Raw genomic sequence first — 25,913 nt, forward strand, 5'->3', positions numbered from 1 at the left:
CCGCGAGCGACCGACCTTGCGATCCTACTAGAGCGGGAGGGGCGGGGGCGCACGGCCCCCGCCCCTCCGTCACCGCGTCATCACGGGGTGCCGGGGCGGGGCGGCTGCCCTGCGCCCGAGTCCGTGTAGACGTAGGTGCGCTCGGTCGTCTGGCCCAGGCGGTTCGTCACGATGCCGAGGTACTGCTCGCCCGCGCGGAGGTTGCGCCACCGCACCTCCACCTCGAACGCCTCGCCCGTCGACACCCGCTGCGACGCCCACCGCGGCGTCAGGTCGCCCTGACCACCGTTCGCGCGGACGCCGGCGTGCTCGAGGGTGAACCTCGTGGAGTACGCGCCCTGGAGCGAGTACACCTGCACGGTCGCCCGGTAGCGGCCCGCGGTCGGGTTCTCGATCAGCACCGTCTCGTCGGCCGACTCGGTCGCGCCGACCCACTGCTCGACGGGGTTGCCGCGGTTGTCGAGCCGCTGCACCACGAGATCGAGGTCGGCGACCGACTCGTCCCCCTGGAGCACGATGTCGTGCGCGAGCTCGTTGCGGCCGATCTGGAACTCGAAGGTGCGCTCCTCGCCGGCACCCACCCGAGCTGCGCCGAGGCGCTGGTAGGGCGCGTAGCCTGCGACCGAGGTCTGGAGGCGACCGGACTGCCCGGCGACTCCCTCGATCGTCACGTCGCCGCGGCGACCCTGGCCGGTCACCCAGTCGGGCAGGTCGAGCGCGATGGGCTGCACCGCGATCGGGGAGCGCACGCCCCTGTCCTGCGAGGCCCAGGTGAGCGACCCGGTGCTCCACTGACCGGGCGTCGCGTCGCGCGTCGTGAAGGTCACCTCGTACGACAGCGACTGGCCCGCGGAGGTGAAGTCGAGCACCTGCGGCGAGACGGACACGTCCACGCCGGGGACGCCCTCGACCGAGACCTCGTACCGGCCAGCCTCCAGGGCGGTCAGCGTGCGCGTGATGGTCTGCGACCCGGCGAGCGAGCCGATCCCGATCGAGGGGATGTTGAGGTCGCTCGGATCGATGGCCTCGCCCACCCACGCGTCGGGCAGGCCGTAGCCGAGCCCGCGAAGGTAGCCGTACCAGTCCTCCGTGCCGTTCTCGTACACCAGCCCCGGCTCGAGGAACGAGGGCGAGTCGACGATGCCGGCTCCCTGGTTGAAGGGGTTCGTCTCGCGGCTGCCGTCGGCGAGGAAGGTGTCCTCGGCGCTCGTCATGAGCGCGCTCTTCACCGCTGCGGGCGAGGCGAGCGGGTGCTCCGAGAGGTACACGGCCGCGAGCCCCGCGATGTGCGGAGCCGCCATCGAGGTCCCCGACAGGAACTCGTAGCGGGGGTCCCCGCCGGGCGCCTGGTACGACGCGGCGATGATGCCCACGCCGGGCGCCGCGATGTCGGGCTTGATGACGTCGGAGCCGTCGGCGAGCGCCGGGCCGCGCGAGGAGAAGCCCGCGACGACGGGCGCCACCGTCTCGATGCCGGAGGTGTTGCCCGCCGTCAGCGTCACGGTCTCACCGGCAGCTGCTGCGGCCGAGAGCGCCTCGAAGTACGGCGCGTCGACGTGGACCGTCGGGATCGCGTGGTCGTCGAGGTCGATCGAGCCGGGCGTGACGTTCACGAGGACGACGCCGATCGCGCCCGCGTCGGCGGCCACCTGCGACTTCTCGACACGCGCGTTCACGCCGCGCTCGCACAGCACCACCTTGCCGGCCGCCGCAGCGGCGTCGAGGGTCCCGGGCAGGCACAGCGCGGCGTCGGCCGCAGCCGCGCCGGATGCGGGGATCGACCGTGCCGCGACGAGCGTCCCGGTCACCTCGCCCTCGAAGGGCACGGTGATGGAGCCGCCGGGGTAGGCGTCGCCGCCGACCGTCACGGTGGCCTCGTAGTTCGGGATCGTCGTGGCGGCGACGGTCGAGTACCACGGCGAGGCGTGGTCGAGCGTCGAGGCTCCCGGGCCCGAGTTGCCGGCCGATGCGGAGACGAACACGCCCGCCGCGGCGGCACCGAGGAACGAGAGGTCGGTGGCCGAGACCACCGAGGTCGCCGCACCGCCGCCGATCGAGTAGTTGATGACGTCGACGCCGTCGAGCACCGCCTGGTCGATCGCTTCGACGAGGTCGGTCGACGCGCAGCCGTCGTCGTCGGTCGCCGCGGGATCCGGTCCGGACCAGCAGACCTTGTAGGCCGCGATGCGGGCCTCGGGCGCGACGCCGGACATCGTGCCGAGGTCGGTGCCGCCCACCGTCGAGATCGGGACGTCCGCGTTGCCCGCGGCCGTCGACGCCGTGTGCGATCCGTGGCCGTCGCCGTCGCGCGGCGACAGGTACTCGCCAGGGACCTGGGCCTCGGTGCCGATGTTCGCTGCGCCGAACCCGTCGACGTAGTAGCGCGCGCCGACGATCTTCGTGGAGCAGTCGCTCGCCTGGAAGCCCGGGCCGGTCTGGCACAGGCCGGTGAACGTCTGGCCGTCGCCCTTCTGGTACGTGATGACGTCGCCCGCGCGGTAGGGCTCGCTGCCGGGCGCAGTGCCGAGGGGCTGGCCCGCGAAGAAGGGGTTCTCGGGCGCGATGCCCGTGTCGAGCACGCCGACGACGACGCCGTCGCCCGCCTCGCCCATGCCGCCGACCTGCTGCCACAGCTCCGGCAGCTCGAGGTAGTCGTTGGCGGGGGAGCTCGTGATCTGGAGGATCTCGTTCGGCTCGACGGCGCGCACGCCGGAGCGCGAGGACAGCGCCTGCGCCTGCGCCGCGGTGAGGTCGGCGACGAAGCCGTTGACCGTGGCCGTCAGGCTCGCCGAGACGTCTGCGCCGACGGAGTCGGCCACCTGCTGGTGGCGATCGCCGAGGTGCGCGCGATAGGCGCGCGCGGCGCGCGAGTCGGCGTCGAGGTCCTGGCCTGGCTGCGGGGCGGTCCGAGCGAGGCCCTGCACGCCGCCGTCGTAGGTGGCGAGCGAGTCCTCCGCCAGCACGACCACGTAGCGGCCGTCCTGGAAGGCGGGCGTCGGAGTCGCTGGCGGTGCCGCGGTCGCGGACGCGGCGCCGAGCACGGCGGCGGACGTCGCGACCGCGACGCCCGTGCCGATCGCGAGCAGCCGTCGTGCGGCCGTCCTCGCGCTGCTGTGATGGGTCACGGTGTTCCCTTCGATGGATGACGTCGTCGTTGGCGTCGGCGTCAATCTTCACCCTGTGCTGAGGGTGTGTTGAGGCTGTGTCTGCTTTGTTACCACTTCGTGACCTCGGGACGTCCGTCCGATTCCACAGGCCGTCGTCGCCCCGGATGGCTAGCCTTGCCCCGTGCCCACACGCATCGTGATCGCCTCCCCCGAGGGCCACGCCGGCAAGTCGATCGTGGCGCTCGGCGTGCTCGACGCCCTGAGCCGCCGCGTCGGCCGGGTCGGCGTCTTCCGGCCCGTCGCGCGCTCGGTCGAGGAGCCCGACGCCGTGCTCGAGCTGCTGCTCGCGCACGACGCCGTCGACCTCGCCTACGACGACGCCGTGGGCGCGAGCTACGCGCAGGTGCACGAGGACGCCGAGGCCGCGCTCGCGACCATCGTCGACCGCTTCCACCGCATCGACGACCGCTTCGACGCCGTCGTCGTGCTCGGCTCGGACTACACCGACGTCGGCAGCCCCACCGAGCTCGGCTTCAACGCGCGGGTCGCCGCGAACCTCGGCGCCTCGGTGCTGCTCGTGCTCGGCGGCCGCGACCCCGAGACCGACGCGCCGCGCACCGCGCAGGAGCCTGCGCCAGCCTGGCCGACGTCACGACGGCGGAGCTCGCGGCCGCGCACGCCTCGATCGCGGGCGTCGTCGTCAACCGCGCGGACCCGGCCGCGATCGAGGGCATCCCGGCCGCCCTCGCCGACGCCGTGCCCGAGGGCGTGCCCATCTGGTCGATCCCCGAGGACCGCCTGCTGAGCGCCCCGAGCGTCGCCACGCTGTTCGCGGCCGTCGACGCCGAGCTCGTGCGCGGCGACCCCGACCTGCTCTCGCGCGAGTCGCTCGGCACCGTCGTCGCCGGCATGTCGATGGAGCACGTGCTCGAGCGGCTCATCGAGGGCGGCCTCCTCGTGCTCCCGGGCGACCGCTCCGACGTGGTCGTCGGCACGCTGCTCGCGCAGCAGTCGGAGACCTTCCCCTCGATCGCAGGCATCGTGCTGAACGGCGGCTTCGCGCTCCACCCCTCGGTGCAGCGCCTCCTCGACGGGCTCGACCTCGACCTGCCGATCGGCAACAGCCCCCACGGCACCTACGAGACCGCCCGACGCATCGCCACCACGCGCGGCTCGCTCGCCGACGGCACGCAGCGCAAGCGCGACCTCGCCCTCTCGCTCTTCGAGGAGCACGTCGACGCCGAGGCGCTCCTCGCGAGGCTCGAGGTCACGGGCGACGGCGTCGTCACGCCGCTCATCTTCGAGCACTCGCTCGTCGAGCGCGCCCGCGGCGACCTCCGCCACATCGTGCTCCCGGAGGGCGACGACGACCGGATCCTGCAGGCCGCCTCCACCGTGCTCGCGCGCGGCATCGCGCGGCTCACGATCCTCGGCGACGAGGCCGCCATCCGCCAGCGCGCCGCCGCCCTCGGCCTCGACCTCTCGGCCGCCGCGATCGTCGCGACCGACGACGCCGAGCTGCTGCCGCGCTACGCCGCGGAGTACCAGCGCCTCCGCGCCCACAAGGGCGTCACGATCGAGCAGGCCACCGAGCGCCTCCGCGACGTCAGCTACTTCGGCACGCTCATGGTGCACACGGGCGACGCCGACGGCATGGTCTCGGGCGCCGCGCACACGACGGCGCACACCATCAAGCCCTCCTTCGAGACGATCAAGACGGCGCCGGGCGTCTCGGTCGTCTCCAGCGTGTTCCTCATGGCGCTCGCCGACCGCGTGCTCGTCTACGGCGACTGCGCCGTGATCCCCGAGCCCACGGTCGAGGAGCTCGCCGACATCGCCGTCTCGTCCGCGCGGACGGCCGCCGAGTTCGGCATCGAGCCCCGCGTCGCGATGCTGTCGTACTCGACGGGGGAGTCAGGCACGGGCGCCGAGGTCGACCGCGTGCGGGCGGCGACGCGGCTCGTGCGCGAGCGCGCCCCCGAGCTGCTCGTCGAGGGCCCCATCCAGTACGATGCGGCGGCCGACGCCGCCGTCGCGGCGAAGAAGATGCCGGGCTCCGAGGTCGCGGGCCGCGCCACCGTGTTCGTCTTCCCCGACCTCAACACCGGCAACAACACGTACAAGGCCGTGCAGCGATCCGCGGGCGCCCTCGCGATCGGACCGGTGCTGCAGGGCCTCGCGAAGCCCGTCAACGACCTCTCGCGGGGCGCGCTCGTCTCGGACATCGTCAACACGATCGCCATCACGGCGATCCAGGCGCAGTCGCGCGCCGAGCGCCCCGCCGCGACCTGGGAGGTCGACGCATGACCCGCTCCGTCTTCGTCATCAACGCGGGCTCCTCGAGCCTCAAGTACCAGCTCGTCGACGTCGACGCGGGCACGGCGCTCGCGAGCGGCGTCGTCGAGCGGATCGGCGAGACTGCCGCGGTCGCTTCGCACGAGGCGCCCGGCATCGAGGCGGTGCGCGAGGAGCGCATGATCCTCGACCACGAGCGCGCCTTCGCCTGGGTGCTGCGGCAGTTCGAGGCGCACGGGCCCTCGCTCGGCGAGGCGGGGCTCATCGGCGTCGGACACCGCGTCGTCCAGGGCGGGGCGCGCTTCGACCGCGCCGTGCTCGTCGACGACGACGTCGAGGCGCAGATCGACGAGCTCTCGCCGCTCGCGCCGCTCCACAACCCCGCGAACCTGCAGGGCATCCGCTCTGCCCGCGCGACGTTCCCCGGCCACCCGCACGTCGCCGTCTTCGACACCGCCTTCCACCTGACGATCCCGCCGGCCGCGCACCGCTACGCGATCGATGCGACGATCGCCGCGGAGCACCGGATCCGCAAGTACGGCTTCCACGGCACGAGCCACCAGTACGTCTCGCGGCGGCTCGCCGAGCTGCTCGGCAGGCCGCTCGAGGACGTCAGGCTCGATCGTGCTGCACCTGGGCAACGGCGCCTCGGCCTCGGCGGTGCGCGGCGGTCGCAGCATCGAGACGTCGATGGGCATGACGCCGCTCGCGGGGCTCGTCATGGGCACGCGCTCGGGCGACGTCGACCCGGGCGTGCTCATCCACCTGCACCGGGTCGCCGGCCTGTCCGTCGACGAGATCGACGCCCTCCTCAACAAGCGCTCGGGACTCCTCGGCCTCACCGGCACGGGCGACATGCGCGACGTGCAGCAGGCGGCCGACGCAGGCATCCCGCGCGCGGTCGAGGCGCTCGAGATCGTCGCGCACCGCATCCGCGGCACCGTCGGCGCCTACCTCGCGCACCTCGGCCGCACCGACGCGATCGCCTTCACGGCGGGCATCGGCGAGCACGCCGCCCCCGTGCGCGCGGCGGCGCTCGCGGGCCTCGAGGGCCTCGGCATCGTGCTCGACCCCGAGCGGAACGCGGGCCGCGGCGAGCGCCGCATCTCGGCCGACTCCTCGGCCGTCGAGGTGTGGGTCGTGCCGACGAAGGAGGAGCTCGAGATCGCCCGGCAGGTGGCGGCGGTCGTCGCGGCCTAGGCCGTCGCGGGGGAGGCCGTCACGCGGCCGGCGGCCGCGAGGCGGTCCGTGGCATCGGTGGTGCGCGGCCTCAGCGCGCGCTCGCGGCGAGCAGCGCGTCGAGCTCGACCTCGGCGAGCGAGGCGATGCTGCGCGTCGCGAAGGCCGGCGCCTCGCTGTGCGTGCGCACGAACCACACCTCGAGCCCCGCGGCGTGCGCGGCCGTCGCTCCGGACAGGGAGTCCTCGAAGGCGATGCCGCGCTCGACGCCGCGCTCGGCGGCGAGCCGCGCGAGGGCCGTCGCGTAGGGCTCGGGATGCGGCTTGGGGCGCGCGACCTCGTCGCCCGTCACGGCGAACGCGAGCGCGCCCGCCGGTGCGGCGTCGAGCATGCCGGAGGCGTTCCGCCGATCGGAGTTCGTCACGAGCGCGGCGGGCAGGCCCCGCTCCGCGACGGCCGCGAGCAGGCTCGCGCGCGCCCGGCAGCCACGGCATCCGCGCGCGCACCTCCGCCGCGACGCCCGCGCCGAGCTCCGCGAGCAGCGCCTCGGGCTCGAGCACCACGCCCCGCGCGCGCATGCGGGCCGCGGAGACCTCGGCCGGTCCGCCCGTGCACGCTGCGGCGTCCTCCGCGGTCCAGATGGCGCCGTGCCGCGCGGCGAGCGCCGCCATGCGCTCGGCCCAGATCGGCTCGGAGTCGATGAGGGTGCCGTCCATGTCGAACAGCAGGGCGGGCGCGCTCACCCCTGCAGCTCGCCGATCGCGAAGCGCGAGAGCGTCTCGGTGGGCGCCGCCTGCCCGCCGTGCTGGCCCTGGAAGGTCTCGGTGGCGTCGGTGCCGCAGATGCTGAGGATGCGGTCGGAGCCGCCCGGGTGCTGCGCGACCCACTCGGTGAGGTCGTACACCTCGCCCTCGATCGCGGCCCAGCAGGAGGCGGAGTCGTCGTGCTGCGCCACGACCGCGAGGGTCAGCGGCTCGTCGGCGGTCGCGGAGGCCGCAGGCGTCGCGGGCTCGCCCGTGGGGGCGCCGGCGTCGCCGCCGAGCCGGTCGCCCCAGACCGCCTCCGCGCCCGAGTGGCCCGTGAGCACCGCGACGACGATCGCGCCGATCGCGAGCGCCCCGAGCACGAGGGCCGCGAGCACGCCCACGACGCCCGTGGGGCGCCGCCGGGCGATCGCGCGCCGCTCCCACAGCCACCAGGCCACGGCCACGAGCAGCAGGACCGAGGAGAGGATGAGCAGCCAGTTGCCGAGCTCCTCGTGCTCCTCGGGCACGCCGACCTGCGCCGCGAGCGCCTCGCCCGAGAGCTTCGCGACGAGCGCGCCGACCGTGGCGATCGCGAGCACCGCGAGCACGGGCCACGCGAGGGCGGCGCGCCAGCGCGGCACGGCGAGGACGAGGATGAGGCCGAGCGCCCCCAGCGGCAGCAGCACGACCGGCACGTGCACCGCGAGCGGGTGGAGGGGCAGGCCGGAGACCGTGGCGGCGAGCGCGTTCTGCATGCGGCAACGGTAGCCGCCGGAGCCATGGGGCCGCTCTGGGCGGGCCGGATGCCTGGGTGGGCCGGACGCGAGGCGGGACGGATGCCTGCGCGGCCCGGATGCGCGCGCGCGTCGTGGCGGGTAGCATGGTGGACGGCTCCCCGCGTGGCGCCATCCAGGCCAAATCCCCCAGGTCGGAGACGAAGCAAGGGCAACCGGGCTCTGGCGGGTGCGCGGGGAGTCCTTCGTGTTCCGGGGCGTCGATGGTCGCCTCGGGCTGGCGCCGCGACGCGATGCGTCGCGGGTGCGCGGGGAGTCCTTCGCATCCCGGAGCATCGTCGGTGGCCCTGCGCGCCGGATCGCGGCAGGGCAGCCGCCGCGGCATCGGCGCGTCAGCGGCGGGAAGTAGCCTGGTGCGCATGGTCGCCGCCCTCTACCGCCGCTATCGGCCGGAGTCGTTCGCCGAGCTCATCGGGCAGGCGCACGTCACCGACCCGCTGCGCACGGCGCTGCGGGCCGACCGCGTCAACCACGCCTACCTCTTCTCCGGCCCGCGCGGCTGCGGCAAGACGACGAGCGCGCGCATCCTCGCCCGCTGCCTCAACTGCGCCGAGGGGCCGACCCCGGAGCCCTGCGGCGTGTGCGACTCGTGCGTCGAGCTCGGCCGCGACGGCGGCGGCTCGCTCGACGTCGTCGAGATCGACGCGGCGAGCCACGGCGGCGTCGACGACGCCCGCGACCTGCGCGAGCGCGCCACCTTCGCGCCGAGCCGGGACCGCTACAAGGTCTTCATCATCGACGAGGCGCACATGGTCACCTCGGGCGGCTTCAACGCGCTGCTGAAGATCGTCGAGGAGCCGCCGGAGCACATCAAGTTCATCTTCGCGACCACGGAGCCCGAGAAGGTCATCGGCACCATCCGCTCGCGCACGCACCACTACCCGTTCCGCCTCATCGCGCCAGCCCCGATGCTCGAGCACGTGCAGGGCGTCTGCGAGGCCGAGGGCGTCCAGGTCGAGCCGGGCGTGCTGCCGCTCGTGGTGCGCGCCGGCGGCGGCTCCGCGCGCGACACCCTGAGCCTGCTCGACCAGCTCATCGCGGGCTCGGAGGGCACCGTCACGTACGGCAGCGCGGTCGCGCTGCTCGGCTTCACGCACGGCGAGCTGCTCGACGCCATCGTGCACGCGCTGCAGGCGCAGGATGCCGCTGGCCTGTTCGCCTCGATCGACCGCGTCGTGCAGTCGGGCCAGGACCCGCGACGCTTCGTCGAGGACCTCCTCGAGCGCCTGCGCGACCTCATCGTCGCGCAGGCCGCGAGCGACCCCGCCGCCATCCTCCACGGCGTGCCGGAGGACGAGCTCGCGACGCTCGTCTCGCAGGCACGGGGCTTCGGCCACGCGGAGCTCTCGCGCGCCGCCGACATCGTCGCCCGCGCGCTCACCGACATGGCGGGCGCCACGAGCCCGCGCCTGCACCTCGAGCTCATGGCGGCGCGCCTGCTCGTGCCGGAGTCCGGCGACCCGCAGGTGGGCACGATCGCGCGCGTCGAGCGCCTGGAGCACCGGCTCGAGCAGGGCGTGGTGATCGGCTCGATCCAGGCGCCGGAGGCCGCGGCGGTCGTGGCGGCGGCGCAGCCGGTCGAGCCGGCGCCCGAGCCCGCCGCGCGGCAGGCCGAGCCGGCGCCCGAGCCCGCACCGCGGCAGGCCGAGCCGGCGCCCGCCGCAGGACCCGCTGCCGCGCCGCCCAGCGCGACGGCTGAGGCAGCGGATGTCGAGGCGGCGCCGCCGGCGCGCACGCCCGCCGCATCGTCGGCCGCCGCGCCCGCGGGCGAGCGCGAGGTCTGGACGTCGACCGGCCCCGCGACCGTGCCCGCGGAGGCCGCGCCGTCCGTCTCCGCCGAGCCCGCCCGTGCGGAGCCGGCGCGCACCGAGCCGGCGGCGGAGCCCGCGCAGGAGGTCGTCGTCGCGGCGCCCGCCGCCGCGGTCGAGTTCGCGCAGCTGCGCGACGCGTGGGACGAGGTGCTGCAGCACCTGGGCACGCAGGACCGGGGCGCGTTCATGCTCGTCTCCAACGTCACGCCCATCGACCTGCGCGACGGCGACGTGCTCGTGGTCGGGTTCACGTCCGACGCCGAGGTCGAGCGGTTCAAGGACCACAAGCCGGGCAGGCCCAGCGCTGCCGAGCTGCTGCGCGGCACCATCAAGGCGCTGCTCGGCATCGAGGTCCGCTACGTCCCCCGCACGCGCCAGGGCGGCTCGCGCCGGGCCGAGCAGGCGGCCTCGCCCGAGCCGGAGGGCTCCCGAGCGGCCGCCGCGCCGGCCGAGCCCGCCCCAGCCCGAGCCTGCCGCCGCAGCGGCGCGCGCGCCGGAGGCGGCCCGCACCGGGGCGCCCGCCGCGGCCGAGGCCGCGCCCGTCGTCGGCTGGGCCGTGGCCAGCATCCCCACCGACGCCGAGGCGCCGCCCGAGGACCTGCCCGAGCAGGCGCTCCCCGACGTGCCCGAGCCCGACCCCTTCTCCTTCGTCTCCGCGCCCGAGGCGCCGGTGATCGAGGCCCGGGCGTCGTCGGCCGCGCCGGAGCCCGAGGCCGCGCCCCAGCCCTCGCCGATGGCGGAGGCGCTCCGCAGCGCCCCGGCGCCCGTCGAGCGGCTCTCGGCCGCGCAGGCGGCGCGCTACGGCGAAGCGGTCGTGCGCGAGGAGCTGGGCGCCGAGCTGATCGAGGAGCGCCCGCGGGTGCGAGGGGAGCGCTGAGCGCGTGTACGACGGCATCGTCCAGGACCTCATCGACGAGCTCGGCCGCCTCCCCGGCGTCGGGCCGAAGTCGGCGCAGCGCATCGCCTTCCACATCATCCAGACCGAGACCTTCGACGTCGAGCGACTCGCGACGATCCTGCAGACCGTGCGCGAGAAGGTGCGCTTCTGCATCGTCTGCGGCAACATCGGCGAGGAGGAGCGGTGCGCCATCTGCCGCGACCCCCGCCGCGTGCCCACCACGATCTGCGTCGTCGAGGAGGCGAAGGACGTCGTGGCGATCGAGCGCACGCGCGAGTACCGCGGGCTCTACCACGTGCTCGGCGGCGCGCTGAACCCCATGCAGGGCATCGGCCCCGACCAGCTCCGCGTCGCGCAGCTCATGACGCGCCTGCAGGACGCCGCGGTCGAGGAGGTCATCATCGCCACCGACCCCAACGTCGAGGGCGAGGCGACCGCCACCTACCTCATCCGCTCGCTGCTCCCGCTCGGCGTCCGCGTCTCGCGCCTCGCGAGCGGCCTGCCCGTCGGCGGCGACCTCGAGTTCGCCGACGAGATGACGCTCGGTCGTGCCTTCGAGGGCCGCAGGCTCATCGAGCGCTGAGCACGGCCGCCGCGTCGCGCGGCGTCGCACGGGCGGCCCGGCATGCGCGCGCCGCCTAGACTGGGCCTCTCCGGGACTCCGAGGAGCGGTGTGAGCCTCATCGTGCAGAAGTTCGGCGGGTCGAGCGTGGCCGACGCCGAGAGCATCAAGCGCGTCGCGAAGCGCATCGTCGAGACGCGCAAGCGCGGCGACGACGTGGTCGTGGTCGTCTCGGCCATGGGCGACACCACCGACGAGCTCCTCGACCTCGCCCGCGCCGTCGTGCCCGGCCTGCCCGCCGGCGGCCGCGAGCTCGACATGCTGCTCACCGCGGGGGAGCGCATCTCGATGGCGCTGCTCGCGATGGCGATCAAGTCGCAGGGCGCCGAGGCCGTCTCGTTCACGGGCAGCCAGGCCGGCATGCTCACCGACGACCGCCACGGCTCGGCCCGCATCGTCTCGGTGACCCCCGGCCGAGTGCGCCAGGCGCTCGACGAGGGCCAGATCGCGATCGTGCAGGGCTTCGCGGGCTTCAACAAGGTCACGGGCGACATCACGACGCTCGGCCGCGGCGGCTCCGACACCTCGGCCGTCGCGCTCGCCGCGGCGCTCGATAGGCCGACGTCTGCGAGATCTACACCGACGTCGACGGAGTCTTCAGCGCCGACCCGCGCATCGTGCCGCGCGCCCGCAAGGTGGGGCGCATCACGAGCGAGGAGATGCTCGAGCTGGCCGCCGCGGGCGCGAAGGTGCTCCACATCCGCAGCGTCGAGTACGCGCGCCGCCACGGCGTGACCCTCCACGTGCGCTCGTCGTTCACGAACGACGAGGGCACGATCGTCTACGACCCAGAGAGAGCGGGAGCCGCGATGGAAGAGCCGATGATCGTGGGCGTGGCCCACGACCTCTCCGAGGCGAAGGTCACGATCGTCGGCGTGCCCGACGTGCCCGGCACGGCCGCGCGCATCTTCACGATCGTCGCCGAGACCGGTGCGAACCTCGACATGATCGTGCAGAACGTCTCGGCGGCGGCGACCGGTCGCACCGACATCTCCTTCACGCTGCCGAAGGAGGAGGCGGGCGCTGTGCTGCAGGCGCTCGAGGCCCACCGCGAGGAGGTCGGCTACCAGCACCTCCAGCACGACGACCAGATCGGCAAGCTCGCGCTCGTGGGCGCGGGGATGCGCACGAACGCGGGCGTCTCGGCGCGGCTGTTCCGCGCGCTCTCGGAGGCCGGCATCAACATCGAGATGATCTCGACCTCCGAGATCCGGATCTCGGTCGTCACGAGCGCCGACCAGCTCGTCGACGCTGTGCGGGTCGTGCATTCGGCCTTCGAGCTCGATGCCGAGCAGGACGCCGTCGTGCACGCAGGGACGGGCCGATGATCCGCCGGCTGGCGGAGGAGGCGGGCGAGCCCCGCGCGCTGCGCCTCGGCGTCGTGGGCGCCACGGGCCAGGTCGGCGGCGTCGTGCTGCGCCTGCTCGCCGAGCGCGGCGTGCCGCTCGAGGAGCTGCGGCTGTTCGCCTCCGCGCGCTCGGCCGGCTCGACGATCGGCTTCCAGGGCCGCGAGATCGTGGTCGAGGACGCCGAGGCGGCCGACCCGACGGGCCTCGACGTCGCCATCTTCTCCGCCGGCGGCGCCACCTCGAGGGCGCTCGCACCCCGGTTCGCCGAGGCCGGCGTCGTCGTCATCGACAACTCCTCTGCCTGGCGCATGGATCCGGAGGTGCCGCTCGTGGTCTCCGAGGTCAACCCGCACGCCATCGCGGGCGCGGTCAAGGGCATCATCGCGAACCCCAACTGCACGACGATGGCCGCCATGCCGGTGCTGAAGCCGCTCGACCGCGAGGCAGGTCTCGTGCGCCTCGTCGTCGCGACCTACCAGGCGGTGTCGGGCTCCGGCCTCAAGGGCGTCGAGGAGCTGCGCGGGCAGCTCGAGCGCACCGCGGACCAGCAGCCGGAGCGCCTCGCGCACGACGGCGCGGCGGTCGACCCGGGCGAGCCGGGCGTCTACGCGCAGCCCATCGCGCACAACGTGCTGCCGCTCGCGGGCTCGATCGTCGACGACGGCTCCGCCGAGACCGACGAGGAGCAGAAGCTGCGCAACGAGTCGCGCAAGATCCTCGAGCGCCCCGAGCTGCGCGTCGCGGGCACGTGCGTGCGCGTGCCCGTGTTCACGGGCCACTCGCTCGCGATCCACGCCGAGTTCGAGCGCGAGCTGAGCCCCGAGGACGCCCGCGCGCTGCTCGAGCACGCGCCCGGCGTCGCGCTCGTCGACGTGCCGACGCCGCTGCGGGCGGCCGGCGCCGACCCCTCGCTCGTGGGCCGCATCCGCGCCGATCAGTCGGCGGAGCCCGGGCACGGCCTCGTGCTCTTCGTCGCCAACGACAACCTCCGGAAGGGCGCGGCGCTCAACGCGGTGCAGCTCGCGGAGCTCGTGGCGCACCGCCTGGGCTGAGCCTGTCGGAGCGCGCAGGCGCGCGCTCCACGTCGATCGTCGTCGGGCTCAGCGCCCCGTCCCCGTCGGCCCCTCGTCCGGGCCCTCCTCCGGTCCGAGCGGCGAGGCCGGATCGGTCGCCCGCGCCGCTTCGGCCTCGAGCCGGGCGCTCGGAGCCCACCACTCGCTGACGACGGAGCTGCCGTCGACCGTCCGCTCCGGCCCCTGCGCGGCGCGGCGACGGCGGTCGGCCAGCCGGTGGCGCAGCGTGGCGGCGGCCTCTCCGAGGGCGATGCCGGCGCGCTCCGAGCCGGCAGCCGCTCGGCCGGCGGCGGCGCGGAGCTTTCGGGCGGCGTCGGTCAGTCGTCTGCGCGCGGCGTCCTGGATGCCCATGGTGCAGCGGCCCCCTTCATGCGGGTCGGCGGAGCCATCATGCTAGGCCCGGACCCTGCGAGTCGCCAGTCGGCTGTCAGACCGTTCGATCGTGGAAGCGTAGGATCGACTGCGTGACCAAGACCATCGACGTGGCCCTGATCGGCGGAGGCATCATGAGCGCGACGCTCGGCGCCCTCCTCAACCGCCTGGAGCCGTCGTGGTCGATCGAAGTCTTCGAGCGCCTGCCCGAGGTGGGGCAGGAGTCGTCGAACCCCTGGAACAACGCGGGCACGGGCCACGCGGCGCTGTGCGAGCTCAACTACATGCCCGAGGGCCCCGAGGGGCAGCTGTCGACCGCGAAGGCCGTCGACATCAACGAGCAGTTCCAGCTCTCGCGCCAGCTCTGGGCCTCGTTCGTCGAGGACGGCACCCTGCCCGACCCGACCGCCTTCATCTCGGCCACGCCGCACATGACGTTCGTGTGGGGCGAGGCGAACGTCGACTACCTGCGCCGTCGCTGGGAGCTCCTCAAGGAGGAGCCGCTCTTCGAGGGCATGGAGTTCTCGGAGGACGCCGAGGTCATCCGCGGCTGGGCGCCGACGCTCATCCCGGGCCGCGCGAAGTCGCAGCCCATCGCGGCGACGCGGGCCACCGAGGGCACCGACGTCGACTTCGGCGCGCTCACGCGCCTGCTGCTGGGACGCATCCAGGAGGCCGGCGCGAAGGTGCACACGAGCGTCGCGGTCACGGGCCTGCGCCGCCAGCAGGACGGCACCTGGCGCCTGAAGCTCAAGCGCGAGATCGGCCAGTCGCGCGCCGAGATCCGCGCGCGCTTCGTCTTCGTGGGCGCCGGCGGCGGCGCGCTCAAGCTGCTGCAGCAGTCGCGCATCCCCGAGGCCAAGGGCTTCGCGGGCTTCCCGATCACGGGCGCGTTCCTGCGCACCGACAACCCCGAGGTCGTGGCGCGCCACACCGCGAAGGTCTACGGCAAGGCGAGCGTCGGCGCCCCGCCCATGTCGGTGCCGCACCTCGACACGCGCGTCGTGGACGGCGAGACGAGCCTGCTCTTCGGCCCCTACGCGGGCTTCAGCCCCAAGTACCTGAAGACCGGCAGCTACACCGACATGTTCGAGACGATCAAGGGGCACAACCTGTACCCGATGATCCGCGCGGGGCTCGCGAACCTCCCGCTCGTCTCGTACCTGGCCGGCGAGGTCTTCGCCTCCCGGCAGCAGCGGCTCGACGCGCTGCGCGAGTTCATGCCCAACGCGCGCGACGAGGACTGGCGCCTCATCACCGCGGGCCAGCGCGTGCAGGTGATGAAGCGCGACGCCGAGAAGGGCGGCGTGCTGCAGTTCGGCACCGAGGTCGTCACGGGCGGCGAGGGCACGATCGCTGGCCTCCTCGGCGCCTCGCCCGGCGCCTCGACCGCCGTCCACATCATGCTCACGATCCTCGAGCGCTGCTTCCCCGAGCACATGCCGCGGTGGCAGGGCACGATCCGCGAGCTGATCCCCAGCTATGGCACGAAGCTCAACGAGGACCGCGCAGCGGCCCGCGAGAGCCTCGCGCGAACCGCCCGAACGCTCCGCCTCAGCGATGAGTCGGCGCCTGAGCTCCACCCTGCGGCTGCGGGCGCCGCGTCCCCCTAGCCCCAGGACCCACCATGTCTGCCACGGAAGCTCCATCGGACCGTGCACCACGCAGCGTCACCGCCGTCGCCACCGGCGCGGTGGGCGATGCCCTCCGCGCCGCCATCGCGGAGGATCCGGGCCTGAGGCTCGACTCGATCGAGGCGCGATTCACCGACCTCGTGACCGCCTCTGGCTTCCCCGGCGACGCCGTCGTGCTCGCGGAGGAGCCGGGTGCCGCGCTCCTCGCGCACGCGCGCACCGCCCTCGCGGCGGGTGCCGTCGTCGTCGTCCACGCCGAGGTCGACGATCAGCTCGCGGCCGAGCTCGACGATGCCGGCGCCGTCGTGGTCGGCTCCGGCGCACCGGTCGCGGAGGTCGTCGCCCAGCCTGGCGAGCGCCCGCAGGCCCGTGCCCTCGCGCGGCCCGCACCCGCCCTCCGAGCCCCGCCGCCCGCGGCTCTCGCCCCGCGAGCGCCGCGCGCTCGCGTACTACGTGCAGGGCCGCACGACCGTGCAGGTGGCGGCCGAGATGCAGGTCGGGTACGAGACGGCGAAGACCTTCCTGCGGCGCGTGCGCGCGAAGTACGCGGCGCTCGACCGGCCCGCGGGCAAGCGCGCCGAGCTCATCGTGCGCGCCGAGGAGGACGGCATCCTCTAGCGTCGCCGCCGTGGACGCTCGCAGCCGCGCGAGCGGGCAGGATGGACGCGTGGCGAAGCTGTACTTCCGATACGGGGCGATGAACTCCGGCAAGTCGACGGGCCTGCTCCAGGCGGCCTTCAACTACGAGGAGCGCGGTCAGCGCGTGCTGCTGGCGAAGCCTGCGACCGACACCAAGGGCGAGCGGGACGTCGTCTCGCGCCTCGGCGTCACCCGCGAGGTCGACGTGCTCATCGGCGCCGGGGACTCCGTGGAGGCGCTGTTCGAGGAGGCCGCGGCGACGGCGCCGGAGCCCGTGGCGTGCCTCCTCGTCGACGAGGCGCAGTTCCTGCAGCCGCTGCAGGTCGACGAGCTGCTGCGGCTCGCGGTCGAGCACGGCGTGCCGGTGCTCGCGTACGGCATCCGCACCGACTTCCGCACCCACGCGTTCCCGGGCTCGCGCCGCCTGCTCGAGATCGCGCACTCGCTCGAGGAGCTGAAGACCATCTGCCGGTGCGGGAGGAAGGCGCTCTTCAACGGCCGGCGCATCGGCGACACCTTCGTCTTCGACGGCGACCAGGTCGCGATCGACGGCGTCGAGGTGCACTACGAGTCGCTGTGCGCCGCGTGCTACCTGCAGGAGTCGGGCGGGCGGCTCGCCTGAGCTGGCTCGCCTGGGCCGACTCGCCTGAGCCGCATCAGCGCGCGGGGCCGATGGGCCCGGACGCGGGGCCCGGACATGGAAGAGGCCCCCGCCGGATGGCGGGGGCCTCTGCGGTCGGGGTGACAGGATTTGAACCTGCGACCTCGTCGTCCCGAACGACGCGCGCTACCAAGCTGCGCCACACCCCGTCGCACCTGTCGGGGCGGGCCCCGTCCGTGCAACCTGGCCAGTCTACCCGATCGCGCGGGGCACGAGCGACACGACCACGGCCTCCGGGGGCGTGCCCAGCCGGAACGGCGCGAAGATCGACGCGCCGATGCCCTGCGACACCGTGAGCGGCGCCGAGCGGCCCTCGTGCGACCAGCGCGAGAGGCCGGATGCCTGGGCGCGCGGGACGTCGCAGTTCGTGACGATCGCGTGCCCACCCGGCACCCGCACCTGGCCGCCGTGCGTGTGGCCGGCGAGGATCGCGTCGGCGCCGAGGTCGACGAACGCGTCGAGGATGCGGCGGTAGGGGGAGTGCGTGACGCCGAGCGTCACCCGCGGCGCGTCGCCGAGCGACTTGCGCATCCGCGAGAGCGCGGCCTCGGTCTCGTCGAGGCGGTCCCAGCCCCGGTGGGCGTCGGAGACGCCGAAGCCCGCGACGGTGGTGCCGCGCACCTCGACCGCGCGCGCGGCGTTGTTGAGGTCGAGCCAGCCGAGGTCCTCGAACGCGCGCTCGAGGCCGGCGGTGTCGAGCCGCTCGGCGGGGGCGTCCCTGCCGAGCTGCGACGGCCCGCCGAAGTAGCGGAGCGGGTTCTTCATCTCGGGGCCGTAGACGTCGTTCGAGCCGTGCACGAAGAACCCGGGCACGCCGCGGAAGACCTCGAGCGCGTCGGCCAGCACCGGCAGCGCGTCGCGGTGCCCGAGACTGTCGCCGGTGTTGACGACGAGGTCGGGCTCGACCGTCGCGAGGCCCTGGAGCCAGTCGAGCTTCGCCTCCTGCCACGGCGCGAGGTGGATGTCGGCGAGGTGCAGCACCGTGATCGGCCGAGCGCCCGCGGGCAGGATCGGCAGGGTCTCGGTGCGGATGCGGAAGGCGCGCGGCTCGATCGCGGTCGCGTAGGCGGCCACGGCGGCGCCGGCGGCGAGGACCCCGCCGACGACCGCCCCGAGCGCCCTGCTAGCAGCCAGGATCGCCGCCGCTCGCGTTCGTGCCCACGACCACCGAGATCGGGTCGGCCGCGGCGCCGGGCGAGCCCGGCAGCGGGTTCTGCGCGAGCACGGTGCAGAGGTTCGCCTCGCCGTGGTCCTGCCACGTCACCTGGATGCTCGCGGGGTCGAAGCCTGCCCCCTCGACGGTGCCGCGGGCGTCGGCGAGCGCCTGGCCCACGAGGTCGGGCCATGTCTGGTCGCTCTCGCCGGAGGGCGGGGACGAGGGCTGCGCGGCGAGGCCGCCGTTCGACGGGTACAGGATGATCGGCGTCGAGGGCGAGACGAGGGTGCCCGCGCCGGGAGCCGTGTACTCGACGGCGCCCTGCGCCTGGATGCCCTCGATCGGGTCCGCGACCTGCACCGTGTAGCCGGCGGCCTCGAGCGTCGCCTGCGCATCGGCCACGGGCTCTCCCGCGACGTCCGGCAGCGCGCTCGCGTCGCCGTCGCCGTCGACCGTGTCCTGGTCGGGGTCGAGGAACTGCCCGCCGGGGTAGCGCGCGATCGCCTCGGCCATCGCGCCGCGGAAGACCGTCGAGCGCACGTTCCAGCGATCCTGCAGCGAGACGTTGCCGACGATGTTGCCGACCCAGACGGACGTCGCGACCGCGGGGCTCGCCCCGTTGACCCAAGTCTGCACGACGCCGTTCGTCGTGCCGGTCTTCGAGATGACGGGCGTGGAGCCGGCAGGGTTGTTCAGCGGGTTGCGCTCCGTCACCTCCTCGAGCACGAGCTGCATGACGGACGCCACCTCGGGGCTCAGCGCCTCCTGGCACTGCTGCCCGGGCGGCTGGATCTCGCTGCCGTCGCGCGCGATGATGCGGTCGATGGCGCGCGGCTCGCAGTGCACGCCGCCGTTCGCGATCGTCGCGAACGCCTCGGCCATGCCCATGGGCGTCACGTTGCCCGCGCCGCCGATGATGCCGGAGGGCTGGTACTCCCAGTCGCCGCCGTTCGCGGGCGACGCGCCCATGGCGCGCGCCGTGTTCACGATGTCGCAGTAGTCGAGCTCGCTCGCCATCCGCATGGTGCCCGTGTTGACCGAGTTCACCATGATCTGCGTCGGCGTCATGCGCCGGTACTCGTTGCCCTCGTTGTTCTGCGGGTCGTACTCGTTGAAGCGCAGCACGCCGCCCTCGACGCAGCTCGCGCGGAAGTCGCCCGTGTTCCACTGCTCGCGGGTCGCGTCGACCTGCTCGTTGACCGAGTGGCCGTCGATGATCCACTGCGCGAGCGTGAAGATCTTGAACCCCGAGCCCGGCTGGAATCCGCCGGAGCGGCCGAGGGCGTAGTCGGCGTTGAAGTTCACGCTCGTCGCGGTGTACGGCGCGCCCTCGCCGTTGAAGTAGTCCTTGTTCTGGACCATCGTGAGGATGCGGCCGGTGCTGACCTCGAGCTGCGTGACCGCGCCGCCCGAGCGCCAGCGCTCCTCGGTGTTCGGGACGTTCGTGTCGACGAGCTCCTGCACGGCGTCGTTGAGGTCGACGTCGATGGAGGTGTAGACGCGCAGGCCACCCTGGAAGAGCGCGGCCGCGTTGTCCTCCTTCGATGCGCCGAGGATGTAGCTGCCGTCCTCCTGCTCCTGCTGCAGCGTGCGCTGCACGTAGTCGCAGAAGAAGCGCGTCGAGTCGTAGCCCGAGATGCAGCCGTTGTTCGGCGGCTGCACGTTGACGAAGGCGTCGTCGACCGGGATCGCGAGCGCCGCATCGCGCTCCTCGGCGGTGATGTAGCCCTCGGAGGCCATCCCGCGCAGGATGAAGTCGCGGCGCTCCTGGTTGCGCGGCCAGTTGTCGGCGTTGAACAGGTTCCGGGTCGACGGGTTCTGCACCGTCGCGATGAGCGACGCGGCCTCGGCCGCCGAGAGCTGCGCGGCCGGCTTGCCGAAGATGCGCTGCGCGCCCGACTCGATGCCGTAGACGTTGCCGCCGAAGTTCGCGATGTTGAGGTACGCGAGCACGATCTCGTTCTTCGTGTACCGCTGCTCGAGGCCGATCGCGAGGCGCATCTCGGCGAGCTTGCGCTGGTAGCTCTGCTCGTACTGCTGCGCGTAGGTCTCGTCGTCGCCGCGGATGTACGCGTCCATCGCGATCTGCTGCCGCACGAGCTGCATCGTGAGCGTGGAGGCGCCCGAGTCGCCGCCGAAGCCGAGCTGCGAGAGGCCGGCCCGCACGACCGAGGGCGCGTCGACGCCCCCGTGCGTGTAGAAGCGGCGGTCCTCGCCCGCGACGAGCGCGTCGACGGCCGTCCTCGGCACCTGCTCCCACGTGAGGATCTGACGATCCTGGTTGTAGAACTGCGCGATCTCGACCGGCTGGCCGTCGCGCACGCCGTAGATGCGGTTGCGCTCCGCCTGCTGGGTGATCTGCGCGTACGAGGGCAGGCTCTCGAACAGGTCGAGCCCCGAGGTCGTCGCGCTCGATGCGACAGCGAGCGCGGGCGTCAGGGTCGCCGAGACCAGGACGCCGGCGACGGCGCTGAACCCGATGAGCCCGAGGAGCGACCCGAGGAGGCTTCCTGGCTTGTGCTTGGTGGCGGCCATAGCATACGAGGGTACGGCACCGACCTATGAGAGCTGAGGCCCCCGACGATGGCGAAGACGACCTGGGAGTACGCGACGACGCCGCTGCTCATCCACCGCGAGACGGCGATCCTGAACACCTGGGGCGCCGACGGCTGGGAGCTCGTGCACGTCGCGAACGGTCCCGAGGGTGGCCTCGTCGCGTTCCTCAAGCGACCGATCGAGGTGGACGCGTGAGCGCGGTCGCCCGCATGGCGGAGCTCGGCCTCGTGCTCCCGCCGGTCGCGAAGCCCGTCGCGGCCTACGTGCCGGCCGTGGCATCCGGCCACCTCGTGCACACCTCCGGCCAGCTGCCGATGGTGGACGGCGCGCTGCGCCGCACGGGCCTCGTGGGCGCCGAGGTCTCGGCCGACGAGGCGCACGACGACGCCCGCCGGTGCGTGCTCAACGCGCTCGCGGCGATCGACGCCGAGATCGGCTCGCTCGACCGCATCACCCGCATCGTGAAGGTGACGGGCTTCGTCGCCTCCGCCCCGGGCTTCACCGGGCAGCCCGGCGTCGTCAACGGCGCGAGCGAGCTGCTGGGCGAGATCTTCGGCGAGGCGGGCGCCCACGCCCGCTCCGCGGTGGGCGTCGCGGCGCTGCCGCTCGGCGCGCCCGTCGAGGTCGAGGTCATCGCCGAGTTCGCCTGACCCGCCGCGCACGACGGAAGGTCCGGGATCGCTCCCGGGCCCTCCGTCGTCTCCTGGGTCAGCGCAGCTGCGAGCGGATGGCGTCAACGACGCCCTGGTCGGCGAGCGTCGTCGTGTCGCCGAGCTCGCGGCCCTCGGCGAGGTCGCGCAGCAGGCGCCGCATGATCTTGCCGGAGCGCGTCTTCGGGAGGTCGGGCACGATGAAGACCTGCCGCGGGCGGGCGATCGCGCCGATGTCGCCGGCGACGTGCTTCCGCAGCACGTCCTCCGACTCCTCGACGCTCAGCGCGTCGGCGAACCGCGACTTCAGGATCACGAAGGCGACGACGGCCTGGCCCGTCGTCTCGTCGCTGGCGCCCACGACTGCGGCCTCCGCCGTCGTTTCGTGCGCGACGAGCGACGACTCGATCTCGGCCGTCGAGAGGCGGTGGCCCGAGACGTTCATGACGTCGTCGACTCGGCCGAGCAGCCAGATCTCGCCGTCGTCGTCCTTGCGGGCGCCGTCGCCCGCGAAGTACCGGTCGCCGAACTTCTCCCAGTAGGTCTCGCGGTAGCGGTCGTCGTCGCCCCAGATGGTGCGCAGCATCGACGGCCACGGCGAGGTCGCCACGAGCAGGCCGCCGTCGCCGTCGCCGACCGGCGTGCCGGACTCGTCGACGACGTCGATGTCGATGCCGGGGGTCGGCACCTGCGCGCTGCCGGGCTTCAGCGACGTGACCGAGGCGAGGCCGGAGATCATGATGGCGCCGGTCTCGGTCTGCCACCACGTGTCCATGACGGGGGTCGTGCCGCCGCCGATCACGTCGCGGTACCACATCCATGCCTCCGGGTTGATGGGCTCGCCCACCGTGCCGAGCACGCGCAGGCTCGACAGATCGCTCGACTGCGTGTGCTGGCGGCCGAGCTTCATGAAGGTGCGGATGGCCGTGGGCGCCGTATAGAAGATCGTCACGCCGTAGCGCTCGATGATCTGCCACGGGCGCTCGGGGGTGGGGGTGTCGAACGTGCCCTCGTGCATCACCTGCGTCGTGCCGTTCGCCATCGGCCCGTAGACGATGTAGCTGTGGCCGGTGACCCAGCCGATGTCGGCGGTGCACCAGTAGACGTCGGTCTCGGGCTTGAGGTCGAACACGTGGCGGTGCGTGAATGAGGTCTGCGTGAGGTAGCCGGCGCTCGTGTGGAGGATGCCCTTCGGCTTCCCCGTGGTGCCGGAGGTGTAGAGGATGAAGAGCGGGTGCTCGGCGGGGAAGGCCTCGGCCACGTGCTCGGCCTCGGCCTCGGCCATGGCCTCGTGGTACCAGACGTCGCGGCTCTCGTCCCAGTCGATCTCGTTCTCGCCGCGCTGCACGACGAGCACCTTCGTCACCCCGTGGCCGGGCTCGCGGAGCGCCTCGTCGACCGTGGGCTTCAGCGGGAAGACCTTGCCCTTGCGCCACGCGCCGTCGGTCGTGATGACGAGCGACGCGCCCGCGTCGTCGATGCGGCTGCGGAGGTTCGAGGGCGAGAAGCCGCCGAAGACGGCGGTGTGCACGGCGCCGATGCGGGCGCACGCGAGCATCGCCGCCACGGCCTCCGGCAGCATCGGCAGGTAGATCGCGACGCGGTCGCCCGCGCGCACCCCGAGGCCGGTGAGCACGTTCGCGAGGCGCTTGACCTCGGCGGTCATCTCGGCGTAAGTGATCGTGCGGCGGTCGCCCGGCTCGCCCTCCCAGTGCAGCGCGACGCGCTCGCCGTCGCCGGCCTCCACGTGGCGGTCGAGGCAGTTGACGGCCACGTTGAGGGTGCCGTCGTGGAACCAGCGCGCGTGGGGCGGCTGCCAGTCGAGCACCTCGGTGAACGGCGTCGCCCACTGGAGCTCGCGGGCCTGTTCGGCCCAGAAGCCGAGGCGGTCGGCGCCCGCCCGCTCGTAGAGCTCGCTCGTCGTGGCCGAGTCGCGCGCGAGCGCCTCGGGCGGCGCGAAGCGGCGGGACTCGGTGAGCAGGTGGTCGATGCGGTCGGACAAGGGCTCCTCCTGACGTCGTCGTCGGTCTGGAGCCTAGCCGGGAGGCCTGCGCGCGAGGTTGCGCCGCGTTGCGCGCCTGTGGAGCGCGCTCAGCGACCGACCGAGGCACGGCGCGCCGCGGCGGCCGGTCCGGCCAGGACGACCATCGCCTGCAGCGCGGCGAGGTCGGCGCGGCGGACGCGCGCGGCGGTGAGGGCCCGGGCGCGACCGGCGTAGAAGAGCAGCCGGGTGACGCCGCCGTGCCCGACGGGTCCGAGCCGCCGGACGACGTGCACGGCGCCGGCGTCGAGCGCCCGGCGCCGTTCGCCGGCGAGCCGGGTCGTGCCCGAGATCACGCCGTCCGTCTGCGCGGCCTCGATCCGGGTGCCGAGGATGCTGCCCGCGAGCCAGGTGAGGCCCAGCGCGATGAGCGCGATGAGCGCGACGAGCCACGGGCGCGCGCCGAGGCTCGCCCCGGCGACGGCGCCGCCGCCCGCGACGGCCGCGAGCACGAGGAGCCTGCAGGAGCGCGAGGCCCACGGCCGGCCGATCCGGGACGCGCAGCCCCGCCCAGCGCCGATCCGGGAGCCGACCGAGGACGTCGCGGACCGTCGCGAGCGGGAGCGAGGGCAGCAGGAGGTTCGTGCCGAGCTGGCTCGCGCTGTCGGTCGTGAGCAGGCCCAGCCGAGCCCTGCCCAGCAGCATCTCGACGACGTTGCGACGCACCTCGACGCCGACGATCGCGCCCGGATCGACCCGTCGGACGCGGTGGGCGAGCAGGCCGTAGGACAGCCGGAGCCCGCCGCCCGGCAGCGCGCGGACCTCGAGGTCCCAGTAGCGGAGGACCGTCGCAGGGATCCCGAGCAGCAGCACGACCGCGGCGACGGCGAGCACGATCGGCAGGGACCCCGTCCGGACCGCGGCTTCGGTCAGGCCGAGGGTGCCCAGGAGCTCCCATCCGGCGTACGCAAGACCGGCGCCGGCGAGGACGAAGCGCCCGAGCACGAGGCTCGCGACCGCGAGCTCGCCGACGCTCGCGCGATGCACGGGCACGCCGTCCGCGGGGCTCGCCGCGTCGCCGCCCGCTGGACGGTCTGCCTCCTCGGGCGTCGAGGTCGGTGCGACGTCGTCGACGCGCGACCCGTCGCGCGCCGCGAGGTAGGCCTCCAGCGCTGCGCGCCGCTCGACCGTGACGGCCGGCAGCTCGAGGCGGGTCTCGTCGCTGCCGCCCTGCGCCACGGTCATCCGTGCAAGCCCGAGCAGCCGCAGGTTCCACGGCGTGTCCACCGTGACGGTCCTGGCGTCCGCCCAGCGGATCGAGCGCGTCCGGTGCTGCAGGAGGCCGGTGCGGACCGTCAGCCGCTCAGCATCGGCGGACGCGCGGAAGGAGGCGATCTCGTACCAGGGGTCGAGGAGCCGGAGGAGCAGGAGCGGCCCGAGCACCCACCATGCGGCGGTGCCGGGCCAGACGCCGGGGTTCGCGGTCGCGACGACACCTGCGGCGGTCAGGCCGACGATGCTCGGCAGGTGGCCCAGGCAGCTCGCGAGGATCCAGCTGGGCGGGAGGCGCTCCTCATGCATCGGCGACGCCCCGCTGCCCGAGCACCGTCCCGCGGATCGAGGCGGCCTGCTCGGCCGTGACGGCGGAGATCTCGACGCCGTCGCCGATCGTGACGAAGCGCACGCGCACGAGTCCGGCGCGGCGCAGGAGCGGCCCCACCGCGACCTCGACGCCCAGCACCTGCGGCACGGGCACGAGCACCGAGCGGCGCACGAGCCGACCGGAGGCGATGTAGACGAAGTCCTCGGTCGCGGTCCAGCTGGTCGAGCGGACGCGGATGCGGTCGAGGACCAGCAGGTCGACGGCTCCGCCGACGGCCGCGAGCGCAGCGACCGCGGCCAGCAGCGGCGGCCTCGCGGGCTCGGGCGCCAGGAGCAGGACGGCGGCGGCCGCGACGACGGCCGCGGCGCCGATCGCGATCGCGCTGCGCGCGATCTCGTAGCCGAGCGCGGCAGGGGGGAGCGCGTGGGCCCCGGGCTCCCCGGCAGTCGGCGGCGCGATCGGCTGTGGGATGACGACCGCCTCCTGGATCCGCGCGCCGGTCGCCGCTCGGCCGCGGCTGGCGCTGTCAGTGGGGATTGTACGCATCGAGCTCCCTGCGGGGCGCGTCCTGCCGGTCCCATCGCGCGGCGACGGGACCGGCAGGACGAGGATCACGTGATCGCGTTCCAGATCCAGCCGGCGATGGTGCCGTAGGTGACACCGATCTCCAGCCAGCGGGTGATGGTGCTGCGGTGGCTCCAGGCCCATCGCACCATCGCGGGGATCTTCTTGCCGTACTTCCATGCCTGCTTGCCCAGCCAGGCGACGAAGCGAAGGAATGCCATCG

18 protein-coding genes, 1 tRNA gene, 1 other RNA gene and 5 pseudogenes are annotated in these 25,913 nt (G+C 73.9%); 13 read left to right on the top strand and 12 right to left on the bottom strand.

The features are described 5' to 3' along the window. Positions 1–80: 80 nt before the first annotated feature. The gene (locus OVA14_RS06850) at positions 81–3,125 is read right to left on the bottom strand and encodes a S8 family serine peptidase (RefSeq protein ID WP_267503194.1); all 3,045 of its coding nucleotides are present in this window, start codon (positions 3,123–3,125) and stop codon (positions 81–83) included. Positions 3,126–3,288: 163 nt separating this feature from the next. Here OVA14_RS06850 and pta point away from each other — a divergent pair. Then, positions 3,289–5,414: pseudogene (pta, locus tag OVA14_RS06855) on the top strand (phosphate acetyltransferase). Beyond that, positions 5,411–6,602 (top strand): annotated as a pseudogene (locus tag OVA14_RS06860) (acetate/propionate family kinase). Before pta ends, OVA14_RS06860 begins: the two co-directional pseudogenes overlap by 4 nt. A gap of 70 nt (positions 6,603–6,672) precedes the next feature. Here the strand turns inward: OVA14_RS06860 and OVA14_RS06865 are convergent. Together OVA14_RS06865 and OVA14_RS06870 are read right to left on the bottom strand one after the other, a co-directional pair. After that, positions 6,673–7,047: an HAD family hydrolase gene (locus OVA14_RS06865; RefSeq protein ID WP_267505519.1), complete on the bottom strand. Its 375-nt coding sequence runs from the start codon at positions 7,045–7,047 to the stop codon at positions 6,673–6,675. Between the two features lie 273 nt (positions 7,048–7,320). Continuing rightward, positions 7,321–8,082, bottom strand: coding sequence for a cytochrome b5-like heme/steroid binding domain-containing protein (locus OVA14_RS06870; RefSeq protein ID WP_267503195.1), 762 nt, complete (start codon positions 8,080–8,082; stop codon positions 7,321–7,323). A 131-nt stretch (positions 8,083–8,213) separates the two neighbouring features. On the opposite strand from OVA14_RS06870, the gene ffs reads away from it, so the two are divergent. From ffs to OVA14_RS06905, 7 genes and pseudogenes are all read left to right on the top strand, one after another. Further along, an RNA gene (gene ffs, locus OVA14_RS06875) (signal recognition particle sRNA small type) lies at positions 8,214–8,310 on the top strand. A 170-nt stretch (positions 8,311–8,480) separates the two neighbouring features. Next, positions 8,481–10,244, top strand: a pseudogene (locus tag OVA14_RS06880) (DNA polymerase III subunit gamma and tau); the annotation flags it as partial. Positions 10,245–10,488: 244 nt separating this feature from the next. After that, positions 10,489–10,809 (top strand): hypothetical protein, encoded by a 321-nt coding sequence (locus tag OVA14_RS06885; protein ID WP_267503196.1) that lies wholly within the window; start codon positions 10,489–10,491, stop codon positions 10,807–10,809. Positions 10,810–10,813: 4 nt separating this feature from the next. Next, complete coding sequence (gene recR, locus OVA14_RS06890; protein WP_267503197.1) at positions 10,814–11,413, top strand: recombination mediator RecR; 600 nt, start codon at positions 10,814–10,816, stop codon at positions 11,411–11,413. 90 nt (positions 11,414–11,503) lie between these two features. Beyond that, a pseudogene (locus OVA14_RS06895) lies at positions 11,504–12,780 on the top strand (aspartate kinase). Then, positions 12,777–13,853 carry an aspartate-semialdehyde dehydrogenase gene (locus OVA14_RS06900; protein WP_267503198.1) on the top strand — a complete coding sequence of 359 codons (1,077 nt, stop codon included), beginning with the start codon at positions 12,777–12,779 and terminating at the stop codon, positions 13,851–13,853. The pseudogene OVA14_RS06895 and the gene OVA14_RS06900 overlap by 4 nt, the downstream one beginning before the upstream one ends. A 485-nt stretch (positions 13,854–14,338) precedes the next feature. Continuing rightward, the gene (locus OVA14_RS06905; protein ID WP_267503199.1) at positions 14,339–15,859 is read left to right on the top strand and encodes a malate:quinone oxidoreductase; all 1,521 of its coding nucleotides are present in this window, start codon (positions 14,339–14,341) and stop codon (positions 15,857–15,859) included. Here OVA14_RS06905 and OVA14_RS06910 read toward each other — a convergent pair. Continuing rightward, on the bottom strand, positions 15,856–16,134 hold the full coding sequence (locus OVA14_RS06910; protein WP_267503200.1) for a hypothetical protein: 279 nt from the start codon (positions 16,132–16,134) through the stop codon (positions 15,856–15,858). The genes OVA14_RS06905 and OVA14_RS06910 overlap by 4 nt on opposite strands. Before the next feature lie 115 nt (positions 16,135–16,249). Between OVA14_RS06910 and OVA14_RS06915 the strand changes: the two genes are divergently transcribed. Next, positions 16,250–16,498: a LuxR C-terminal-related transcriptional regulator gene (locus OVA14_RS06915; protein ID WP_267503201.1), complete on the top strand. Its 249-nt coding sequence runs from the start codon at positions 16,250–16,252 to the stop codon at positions 16,496–16,498. Between the two features lie 49 nt (positions 16,499–16,547). Continuing rightward, positions 16,548–17,141, top strand: a complete 594-nt coding sequence (locus tag OVA14_RS06920) for a thymidine kinase (protein ID WP_267503202.1) — start codon at positions 16,548–16,550, stop codon at positions 17,139–17,141. A 114-nt stretch (positions 17,142–17,255) separates the two neighbouring features. On the opposite strand, the gene OVA14_RS06925 is transcribed toward OVA14_RS06920, so the two are convergent. From OVA14_RS06925 to OVA14_RS06935, 3 genes are all read right to left on the bottom strand, one after another. Beyond that, a tRNA-Pro gene (locus OVA14_RS06925) sits at positions 17,256–17,329 on the bottom strand. A gap of 43 nt (positions 17,330–17,372) precedes the next feature. Further along, the gene (locus tag OVA14_RS06930; RefSeq protein WP_420710645.1) at positions 17,373–18,317 is read right to left on the bottom strand and encodes a metallophosphoesterase; all 945 of its coding nucleotides are present in this window, start codon (positions 18,315–18,317) and stop codon (positions 17,373–17,375) included. Next, a complete protein-coding gene (locus OVA14_RS06935) occupies positions 18,304–20,871 on the bottom strand; it encodes a transglycosylase domain-containing protein (RefSeq protein WP_267503204.1) in 2,568 nt (855 codons plus the stop codon). Before OVA14_RS06935 ends, OVA14_RS06930 begins: the two co-directional genes overlap by 14 nt. A 48-nt stretch (positions 20,872–20,919) precedes the next feature. On the opposite strand from OVA14_RS06935, the gene OVA14_RS06940 reads away from it, so the two are divergent. Then, positions 20,920–21,087 (top strand): hypothetical protein, encoded by a 168-nt coding sequence (locus tag OVA14_RS06940; RefSeq protein WP_267503205.1) that lies wholly within the window; start codon positions 20,920–20,922, stop codon positions 21,085–21,087. A gap of 14 nt (positions 21,088–21,101) precedes the next feature. Further along, positions 21,102–21,542 carry a RidA family protein gene (locus OVA14_RS06945; RefSeq protein WP_420710646.1) on the top strand — a complete coding sequence of 147 codons (441 nt, stop codon included), beginning with the start codon at positions 21,102–21,104 and terminating at the stop codon, positions 21,540–21,542. Between the two features lie 58 nt (positions 21,543–21,600). Here the strand turns inward: OVA14_RS06945 and acs are convergent, their stop codons facing one another. The 5 genes and pseudogenes from acs to OVA14_RS06965 all read right to left on the bottom strand — a co-directional run bounded on the left by acs (position 21,601) and on the right by OVA14_RS06965 (position 25,911). Continuing rightward, the gene (acs, locus tag OVA14_RS06950; RefSeq protein WP_267503207.1) at positions 21,601–23,544 is read right to left on the bottom strand and encodes an acetate--CoA ligase; all 1,944 of its coding nucleotides are present in this window, start codon (positions 23,542–23,544) and stop codon (positions 21,601–21,603) included. 89 nt (positions 23,545–23,633) lie between these two features. Then, a complete protein-coding gene (locus tag OVA14_RS06955; protein ID WP_267503208.1) occupies positions 23,634–24,035 on the bottom strand; it encodes a hypothetical protein in 402 nt (133 codons plus the stop codon). 658 nt (positions 24,036–24,693) lie between these two features. Next, positions 24,694–25,104: pseudogene (locus tag OVA14_RS13820) on the bottom strand (PH domain-containing protein); the annotation flags it as partial. Continuing rightward, positions 25,097–25,672, bottom strand: coding sequence for a PH domain-containing protein (locus tag OVA14_RS06960; protein WP_267503209.1), 576 nt, complete (start codon positions 25,670–25,672; stop codon positions 25,097–25,099). The gene OVA14_RS06960 and the pseudogene OVA14_RS13820, both read right to left, overlap by 8 nt. 65 nt (positions 25,673–25,737) lie before the next feature. Further along, on the bottom strand, positions 25,738–25,911 hold the full coding sequence (locus tag OVA14_RS06965) for a hypothetical protein (protein WP_267503210.1): 174 nt from the start codon (positions 25,909–25,911) through the stop codon (positions 25,738–25,740). Positions 25,912–25,913: the final 2 nt, after the last annotated feature.

This window comes from Agrococcus sp. SL85 (assembly GCF_026625845.1).
Taxonomy (GTDB): domain Bacteria; phylum Actinomycetota; class Actinomycetes; order Actinomycetales; family Microbacteriaceae; genus Agrococcus.

Bases quoted from the DNA above. Each gene is read 5' to 3' on its own strand.
- OVA14_RS06870 (WP_267503195.1), bottom strand. From the start codon at position 8,082: ATGCAGAACGCGCTCGCCGCCACGGTCTCCGGCCTGCCCCTCCACCCG.
- OVA14_RS06900 (WP_267503198.1), top strand. From the start codon at position 12,777: ATGATCCGCCGGCTGGCGGAGGAGGCGGGCGAGCCCCGCGCGCTGCGC.
- OVA14_RS06935 (WP_267503204.1), bottom strand. From the start codon at position 20,871: ATGGCCGCCACCAAGCACAAGCCAGGAAGCCTCCTCGGGTCGCTCCTC.
- OVA14_RS06940 (WP_267503205.1), top strand. From the start codon at position 20,920: ATGGCGAAGACGACCTGGGAGTACGCGACGACGCCGCTGCTCATCCAC.
- OVA14_RS06945 (WP_420710646.1), top strand. From the start codon at position 21,102: ATGGCGGAGCTCGGCCTCGTGCTCCCGCCGGTCGCGAAGCCCGTCGCG.
- OVA14_RS06960 (WP_267503209.1), bottom strand. From the start codon at position 25,672: ATGCGTACAATCCCCACTGACAGCGCCAGCCGCGGCCGAGCGGCGACC.
- OVA14_RS06965 (WP_267503210.1), bottom strand. From the start codon at position 25,911: ATGGCATTCCTTCGCTTCGTCGCCTGGCTGGGCAAGCAGGCATGGAAG.